The organism is Streptomyces sp. NPDC059534 (genome assembly GCF_042743475.1).
Classification (GTDB): Bacteria; Actinomycetota; Actinomycetes; order Streptomycetales; family Streptomycetaceae; genus Streptomyces.
In genome coordinates this window covers 1-8,243 of sequence record NZ_JBHWAQ010000077.1, presented here as the reverse complement: position 1 = coordinate 8,243, position 8,243 = coordinate 1, and the positions used below count along the sequence as shown (strand labels likewise).

Sequence of the window (8,243 nt, the reverse complement as noted above, 5' to 3'; positions counted from 1 at the left end):
GTCCTCGGTGAGCGCAGCCTCGGCGTGGTTGACGCTCAGGCCGTCCTCGGTGAGCGCAGCCTCGGCGTGGTTGACGCTCAGGCCGTCCTCGGTGAGCGCAGCCTCGGCGTGGTTGACGCTCAGGCCGTCCTCGGTGATGTAGCTCATCTGTGTCTCCCGAACTCGAGTCAATAGGAATACGCTGCGTAATGTCCGAGCAGAGCCCGGACTGAACCAGCTTGATGAAGAATCGAGACCCAAGTCCTGAGGATTCGATACTCAGCAGGTCGCCAGTCATGGCCGGGACGAACCACCATTTTTTCGATGACGTATTCCCAGCCTCGCCGTCCGCTCTTGACGATCTACAGAGAGTTACGAGGTTCCTCGCTTTGGAGCAGAAATGACACGGCAGCTGTAGTTCGTGATCTGGATAGTGTCGGTGCTGGCCTCGATTCGTCAGGGGTCGTGAGTCGCTGACCGACCGGTCAGTTCGCCCCTTTTGTCCATAATGGTCGGGGGTGGGGCCGTCGCGTGTCGCTGCGGCTGCGCTCGGGTTCCACGGCGCCGAGGGTTGGGTGGTTGTCCTCCTTCCTGGTCCTTGTCGGGTTGGTGGCGTTCGGTCAGGTCGGGGCGGGCAGGGCGCCGAGGCGGTGCCAGCAGGTGGTGAAGGCATCGCGCCAGGGCCAGGTCCGCGACAGGGTGAGCCAGCGGCGGCGGGCGTGCCGGGTGAGCTTCGCGGGCAGGTGGTGGAGCCGGTAGCGCATCGTGGCCGGCTCGGCTCCGGCGAGGTCGGGATGGTCGTGGAGGCCGAGGAGCCGTGTCCAGGCGTCCAGGTCGGCTGCGATGTTGCAGGTGAGCATCCAGGCCCGGTTCGCGCTCCAGTCCTTGGAGGGCAGGTTGTGCAGGCCCAGGGCCTTGTTGCAGCGCACCCGGTTCTCCACCTGCGCGCGGGCCCGGCCGAGGGCGTCCAGCCACTGCTGCTGGTGGGAGCCAGCGATGCCCCACATGTGCCGGATGTTGGTGGCGGTGATCGCGTAGCGCCAGCCGGTGCGCTTCTCGAGGTCGGTGAGCTTGCCGGCCTGGCGGGCCGAGGGGCGGGTACGACGTGCGAGCAGCCTCATCCCGTCCGGCCGGCCGGACCGGGTGTTCAGACCGGTGAGCTCGGCGACGTGCGCGGTGGCCACCGGGGTGCCGTCCTGGGCGAGGGTGTCGTCCCACACCTGCTCGGGCAGCAGTGCGATCGCCCGCTCGTCCGCGTCGGTGATGGTCCAGCCGACCAGGTAGCGCACGGTACGGCGTTTGGTGTTCAGGGCTTCGAGGCGCTTCAGGAGGTCGTGGGTGGCTCCGGCGCCGTCGATCCGGATCAGGATCTTCGCCCGGCTGGAGTCCGGGATCTGGCGCAGGGCTTCGGCGAGTACGGTCAGGTGGTCGGCCACGGTGTTCGAGCCGGCGTTGCCCTCGCGCAGCAGCATGGCCAGGGATTCCTGGGTGTTGGCACACCAGGCCGCCAGCGGGTGGAACCCGAACGTCTTCTTGAACGTGGCCGCGGCGCCCTGCTTCTTCGAGGCGGAGGTGATGACCGTGGCGTCGATGTCGATCACGATCCAGCCCGTCAGGACCTTCCCCGCCACCGTCAGCCAGGGGAAGCCACCCGGCCGCGCCGCGATCTGTTCCCACACCTGCCGACGCACCCTCGCGCGGGCATCGGCGACCCTGCTCAGGACCTTCTCGTCGATCGCCGCCAGGGTCCGGCCCATCGTAGAGTCCGAGGCCGGTACCCCGAACAGCCCGGCCTGGTGGGCAAGCAGGGCCTCGGCATCCAGCACGCTCGTCGCGCCCAGCACGATCGCGACGGCAAGCATCACCACCACCTGGCCCCGCTCGCGCCAACCCGGCCCCGACCCGCGAGGAAGCACCTTCCCCAGCGCACCCGTCAGCCCGGTCCGATCCGCGCACCGGCGCAGCAGCGCCGCCCCGGCGTGCCCGACCATGCCCCTGCCGTCGGCCTCCACCGACAGCCGCTCGTCCCACCCGATAGCCTTCACCCAGAAGGTGCCCGTCTCTGTGCCGGATACGATCTCAACACTCGCATCCTCACAGGTCACGGGCACCTTCTGCTGACCCGGGATCAGATCACCCCAGCCGCTGAATACTCGAGGTCGGGCGCGCTTCCCACACCTGGTCCGCGCTCGCCTTCGACGCCTTTTTGAGAATGTCGGGCAGCGGCGGGTGGTCCGTGTGCTCATAGCGCGCACCGACCCGGGAAACAGCCAGCAGCGCCATCGCGTCCGGGATCGCCTTCTTCACCAGCGCGGCGGTCGCGGCGTCCACGTCGCCGCCGTGCCGGGCCAGCTCCCGCTCCACCGGACGCCGGATCATCTCCAGCAGCTCCGCGAGGGTGGCCGGCTCCTTGCGGACCGGCGCACCGGCCGCCGGCGCAGCCGGGCCGGCCGGGGTGGGCGCAGCGGTGGGTGCCTGCTCGGCCGTGGCCGGCTCGTCCTCGGTCGGGGCGAGCGTGGTGGCGGTAGGGGCGGGCGGTTGGCCGAGGACGGCATGGGCGGCCTGCTGGGCGGCGTCGACGAGGCATGCGGGGGCGGTGGGCCCGGCGTCCGGTGCGGGCGTGGTGTCCGGTGCCACGGCGGCTTGCACGGCCTGCTGGGCGGCGTCGGCGATGCCTGCGGGCTCCACCGGGGCGGCGGCCGGGGTGGGGGTGCACCAGCCGCCGGCGGCGGGTGCTGTAGGCCTCGGTGGCGCGGGTGGGACCGGCGAGCAGGTCCAGGACGGCCAGGCCCCAGTGCGCGGCCAGCGCGTCGACGTCGTCCAGCGTCCACACCGTGGCGCCGGACTGACGACGCGAGACCTTCTCCTGGGTCAGGCCGATCCCGGCCGCCAGCTGGCCCTGGGTCTCCTCGGTGACCTGGCGCAGCGCGGCGACGGTGATCCGCAGCAGTTGCAGCGTGCTCAGTGACATGGCTTCAGTCCACCCGTCTCATGCATATTTCCGATGGGGAATGCGAAATATGACTTTCCTGGGAGCGTTGCGGGCGGGATCCGTAGATCGTCGCGTGCTGGCCGATCTTGAACCCGGGGCGGACTGGGGGGCCCAGACGGGCCCTGCGGCCGCCACAGGGGCCGTCAGGGCCCGTCTGGGCCGATCCACGCCCTGGGGCGGGAAGGACCGTGTGCTGTGCGCTAGTCCCGGGCCATGGAGACGAGCCTGGCTCGGTGTCCTTGGAAGCCGAGTTGGACGATTCGGCCGTTGGCCCCGTTGCGGTTCTTGGCAATGATCGCCTCGACGGTGCCGGCGGTGGGGCCGGTGTCGGTGCCGTCCTCGGCAAGTTCGCGGTGCAGCAGGATGATGACGTTGCTGTCCTGCTCGATCGAGCTGGACTCCTTGAAGTCCGAGACGAGCGGCCGGCGGCCGACCGCGCCACGGTTGAACTGCGCCAGCGCCACGACCGGGATCTGGAACTCGCCGGCGATCTTCTTCAGGCCCCGGCTGATCTCGCCGATCTCCTGGGCACGGGTGGCGTTGGCCTTGGTGTTCTCCGAGCCCATCAGCTGGAGGTAGTCGGCCACCAGCATGCCCGCGGGCCGGCCCTGCGAGGCCATCCAGCGCAGCTTCGCCCGCAGCTTCGACAGGCTCTGCTCGGGGGAGTCGTCCAGGAGGAAGTTGTGGGCCTGGCGCATCCGGTCCGACACCCGCGCGATGCGCTCCCAGTCATCGTCCTCCAGCTTGTGACGGATCAGGCGGTCCAGGTAGACGCCGGACTCGGCGGAGGTCAGACGCGCCATCAGCTCGTTGCCGTTCATCTCCATGCTGGCCACCAACACCGGACGCTCCCGGTGCAGGGCCACGTGCGAGGCCAGGTTCATCCCGAACAGGCTCTTGCCGCCGGCCGTCGCCGCGCCGACCATCACCAGCTGGCCGGGCAGCAGCTGGACGATCTCATTGATGTCCGGCCACGGCATGTCCAGCGCACGCGGGTCGACGCCCGCCTCCTGCGCGTCGATGAACTCCTGCCACCGGTCGGCCACCGACAGCTTCTCCTCGACCACGGCCGTGCCGGCCACCAGCGCCATGGCCGCCTGGACGACCGTCGGGGCCTCCCCGATCGCGGCGTAGCCCTGAGCAGCCATCCGGGTGCCGATCTCGATGAGGGCGCGGAACGCCGCCAGGTCGCGGACCTTCTCGGCGTAGTGCTCGGCGTTCGCGGCGGTGGGCACCGCGTTGACGCAGGTGTGCAGGTAGCCGGCGCCGCCGACCATGTGCAGCTCGCCGCGGGCGGTGAGCTCCCCAGCCACCAGGATCGGGTCGATGTCCTTCGTACCGCCGGTGCGGTCGTACAGATCCCGAATCGCGTTGTAGATCGTCTCGTGCGGCTTGCGGTAGAAGTCGCCGCCTCCGCGCAGCATGCGGCTCACGTCGTCGATCGCGGTGGGCGAGAGCATCATGGCGCCCAGTACGGCCTGCTCGGCCGTCAGGTCGTTGGGCTGCTGGCGCTCCAGAGCCTGGCGGGCCGCGGGGACGGGCCGGGCGCCGTCGTCCTCGGGCTCCGGCTCGTAGTCGCCGTCGTAGTCGGCGGGGGGGGCGATGCTCATGGTGGAACTCCTGGTCAGTGAGTGAGTGGGCGGTTCCGCAGGCGGCTGGACCATGCCCGGTCCAGCCGCCGTTCTCGTACCCCGACGTCAGCCGGCGGCCGGGCGGGCTACCGACGGGTGGCACTGCGGGCAGTTCCGCAGGCGCAGCAGGCCCGCCTCGTCGCGGCTCTCCCGCGTCCGGGTGATCGGGTCGCAGTCGATGTCGCCTCAGTGGCCCGCCGCACCCGTGGCCGGGGACTCGGAACGCGGACGGATCACGGCCGGACGGCGGCAGGTGACGTACAGCGGCAGGTTCGGAATCCGGTCGACCTTCAGGACCGAGCCGTAGTTGTTGACCTTCTCCGGGTTCTTCGCCAGCTGCCGTACGAGCAGGACCCGGTCGGCCTCGGCCAGCTCCAGGATCTTCGGCCAGCTCTGGTCGGCCATCACCGCCAGCAGAAGCGGCGCAAGCCGCTTCGCCTTCGGCCGTCCCTGCGACCACGGCTGCGGAAGCATCTGGAGCAGATGCGACGCGGCGGTCAGCTCGTCCGCAGTGAAGGCGACAGCCGCCACCGAGGCGTCCCCCGGGGTGTGGACACAGGGGTTCATGCTGCGAGTGTGAGTGTACGTGCTCTCTGCTGTCGCTGTTCGAATTCGACCGGTGAGAGGTAGTTGAGGGCGCTGTGGCGTCTGCGGGCGTTGTAGTAGGTGAGCCACTGGAAGATCTCCAGCCGTGCCTGGCGCATCGTCGAGAACAGCCGTTGGTGCATCGTCTCCCTCTTCAGCCCCTACCAGAAGCTCTCAGCGAGGGCATTGTCGTAGCTCGAGCCGACGCGTCCCATGCTCCTGCGGATCCCGAAACCATCACAGACCCGCGCGAACGCGGCCGAGGTGTACTGCGAACCCCTGTCCGCGTGGAAGATCACCCCGTCGACGTTGCCGCCGCGGGCCGCCACCGCCATCTTCAGTGCGTCGATGACCAGCTCGGCGCGCATGTGGGAGGCCATCGAGTAGCCGAGCACTCGGCGTGAGCAGATGTCGATGACGCAGGCGAGATACAGCCACGAGCCACCGACCTGCACGTATGTGATGTCGCCGCACCACTTCTCGTCCAGCCGTGCGGCGGTGAAGTCGCGTTGGACCAGGTCCGGGGCGGGCGGGGCGAGCCGGTCGGGGACCGTGGTGCGCTTGCGGCGCCGCAGATGGCGGCCTTCGAGCCGGTTGACGCGCATCAGGCGCTCGACGCGCTTGCGGTTGACCGTGTGCCCGACGCCGCGCAGCTCGGCATGGACGCGCCGGACTCCGTAGGTGCCCTTGTGCTCGGTGTGGATCTCGCGGATCTCCGCGAGCAGGGCGTCGTCGGCGGCCTGCCGCTCCTGGCGGGTCTTCGCGCCGGCGATCCACCGGTAGTAGCCCGAGCGCGAGACCCGAAGGACCCGGCATATCCGCTGGACACCAAAGGTCTCGGCGTGGGCGGAGACGAAGTCCCAGCGGCGGGTCTTCACTTCATCTCCTTGGCGAAATACGCCGCTGCCCGGCGCAGGATCTCGCGCTCGAGCTCCCATTCCTTCTCCGCCTTGCGCAGCCGGCCGTTCTCCGCGCGCAGCCGGGCCAGTTCCTCATCCCGGCTCTCCGTACTCTGCCCGCCATGGCTATGAGCACGGCCCGCGTGTTCGTCGGCCTGGCGCACCCAGCTCCGCAGCGTCTCGCCGGTCACCCCGACATCTGCCGCGACCGCCGCGTACGTGCGCTTCCCGCCCGCCGCGTGATAGAGCGCGACCGCGTCGTTCCTGAACTCCGCCGGATACGGAGACTTACGTCCCACCGGGACACCCTTCCTCGGATCGAAAGATCCATTGTCAGAGTGTCCACACCACCGGGGACGCCTCACTGAGCTTCTTCAACTCGGCCACGATCGAGTGACGAGGAGGAGGACCGGCCGCTGGCATCGGGGCGTGTCTGCGCTGGTCGCGGAGGCAGTCAACAGCAGCCTGCGCATCACTCACTCGAGTGACCGCTGAAGAGGCTCACTGAACCGGCGCACCCCTACACCCGCACCGGCTGACATGACCGCCACTGATCCACCCTCTCCTGGCACAGCCTGCGCTACAGCCTCCCCCACCCACCCGTACACCGGACGGCACGCCACACCGCCGACCCCACCCGTACGCCCGGCACGGCGTTGCATCCCGCACATGCGTTCCCGTTCGCACTGTCCAACGGTGCCCGGCCGCTCCTCGCGAGTGACCTGGCGCCACCGGCAGGCGTTGAGTGGTCGGGTCGCCCGGGGGAATCTCACCCCCGGGCGACCCGACCACTGGCCCCGAGCCGGACCCGCGAGCGAGGAGACCGAGACCGGGCGGAGCGGGGAGCAGGACGGCCCGGCGCGGGGCGCCGGGCCCACGTGTGGGCACCGCCAGGGCGAGAGCGAGGGCCAGGAGCACGATGACCCGCCAGGACGTGCCGGTGACCGGCCCAGTACCACACGGGCGCCATCCGTCTTACCCGGGAAACGACACTACCCTCCACCAGCCGGGCGGCACCTGCGACAGGAACCGCCCATCACAGACGGCGCCGCACCGGTGAAGCGTGAAGACAGATGACTCTCCGCCGTGAAAAAACCGTGACGCCCATCAGCCTGTGGCATTCGTGCGTCGCGGCAGGCCACCCTTTGGCACATCCAGGGCGATCATGGAGTAGGTCATACTCATCCGGCAGTAGTCTGCTCATGATCCAATACTGCAAGCGATGTTGACACAGCCTGGCTCCCCCGCCAGAAACTCGCCGGTGGGCTGCCTTCTGTCTGGGGACAGAAGGCAGCTCATATCGCTGTCCCCCATCGGGCGGGCGGTGCTCACCCCCGGCCGGGGGTTCATCCGCGTCGAGCCCGACGGCACAGTGAGTGGGAGTGCGTGCGGGCGTTGAACCGCCCTGGACACGCCTCGGGCCGGCTGGGAAGGCTGGCCGCTGGCGGGGCCCGATCAGATGTCGGCGGGAGCGACCAGTCCGAGCTGGACGGCGGCCAGGGCCACCGCGTCACGGACACTCAGATGCTCGCCGTCCCGGCCCGCCTCGGCACGCAGGAATTCAGCACGCACGACCAGCCGGTCAGCCAGCTCACGCTGAAGATCGGTCAGGTTCCGGCAGCCACGCCGCCGACCCGCATAGGAGTCCACACCGGCACTGTAGAGCCGTGTACGGCACCCTGCGCCCCGAACGACACGGAGGAAACCCCAGAATTGCGCCGACGCCGCGAAAAGCGGCCACAAGGGCGTGCAGGCGCCTTCCCTGCTCTGTACGCCTTTGAAGCGCGGTGTCGATGGCCCGGTGAAGGCGTTACTTTGAAAGGTGCGTCACAGCAGTACGGCAAGCGCAAGACCGACCGCCGCAGCAAGTGCGATCAAACCGATCAGCATGCTGACCCGGCGCAGACGCTCGTCCCGTCTGGCCCACTCACGCACGGCCGCCGCATGCGCACGCCGCTCCTGAGCTGTTTTCCTGCCCGGCTCTGCAGACACGCAGGCTCCCACCCTTTCCCACACGGCCCTGACAGCCACCGACAACGGCTGCCCACCACGCTAAGAGGTCCTAACGAGCTGGTGCGTGATTGCGTTGGAGACGTGGGGGTCTGAGCTGGGGGTTTGTGTCAGCCGGTGGTGTTGCGGTCGGAAACGAGGCTGGCG

At 69.4% G+C, this 8,243-nt stretch carries 6 protein-coding genes and 1 pseudogene; all 7 read right to left on the bottom strand.

The window, feature by feature from the left end:
• Positions 1-599: 599 nt before the first annotated feature.
• The 7 genes and pseudogenes from ACFVZH_RS38860 to ACFVZH_RS38830 all read right to left on the bottom strand — a co-directional run bounded on the left by ACFVZH_RS38860 (position 600) and on the right by ACFVZH_RS38830 (position 8,078).
• Positions 600-2,024: an IS1380 family transposase gene (locus ACFVZH_RS38860; protein WP_384905165.1), complete on the bottom strand. Its 1,425-nt coding sequence runs from the start codon at positions 2,022-2,024 to the stop codon at positions 600-602.
• Positions 2,025-2,112: 88 nt separating this feature from the next.
• A complete protein-coding gene (locus ACFVZH_RS38855) occupies positions 2,113-2,667 on the bottom strand; it encodes a hypothetical protein (RefSeq protein ID WP_384905163.1) in 555 nt (184 codons plus the stop codon).
• A gap of 504 nt (positions 2,668-3,171) precedes the next feature.
• Positions 3,172-4,581, bottom strand: a complete 1,410-nt coding sequence (locus tag ACFVZH_RS38850; RefSeq protein ID WP_384905161.1) for a replicative DNA helicase — start codon at positions 4,579-4,581, stop codon at positions 3,172-3,174.
• Positions 4,582-4,788: 207 nt separating this feature from the next.
• Positions 4,789-5,169, bottom strand: a complete 381-nt coding sequence (locus tag ACFVZH_RS38845; RefSeq protein WP_384905159.1) for a hypothetical protein — start codon at positions 5,167-5,169, stop codon at positions 4,789-4,791.
• Positions 5,166-6,385 (bottom strand): annotated as a pseudogene (locus tag ACFVZH_RS38840) (IS3 family transposase). The gene ACFVZH_RS38845 and the pseudogene ACFVZH_RS38840 overlap by 4 nt, the downstream one beginning before the upstream one ends.
• A gap of 1,156 nt (positions 6,386-7,541) precedes the next feature.
• Complete coding sequence (locus tag ACFVZH_RS38835; RefSeq protein WP_384905157.1) at positions 7,542-7,736, bottom strand: hypothetical protein; 195 nt, start codon at positions 7,734-7,736, stop codon at positions 7,542-7,544.
• 177 nt (positions 7,737-7,913) lie between these two features.
• On the bottom strand, positions 7,914-8,078 hold the full coding sequence (locus ACFVZH_RS38830; RefSeq protein WP_384905155.1) for a hypothetical protein: 165 nt from the start codon (positions 8,076-8,078) through the stop codon (positions 7,914-7,916).
• Positions 8,079-8,243 lie beyond the last annotated feature (165 nt).

What these genes read in the sequence shown, in the direction of transcription:
- ACFVZH_RS38845 (WP_384905159.1), bottom strand. Translation starts at nt 5,169, where the DNA reads ATGAACCCCTGTGTCCACACCCCGGGGGACGCCTCGGTGGCGGCTGTC.
- ACFVZH_RS38850 (WP_384905161.1), bottom strand. Translation starts at nt 4,581, where the DNA reads ATGAGCATCGCCCCCCCCGCCGACTACGACGGCGACTACGAGCCGGAG.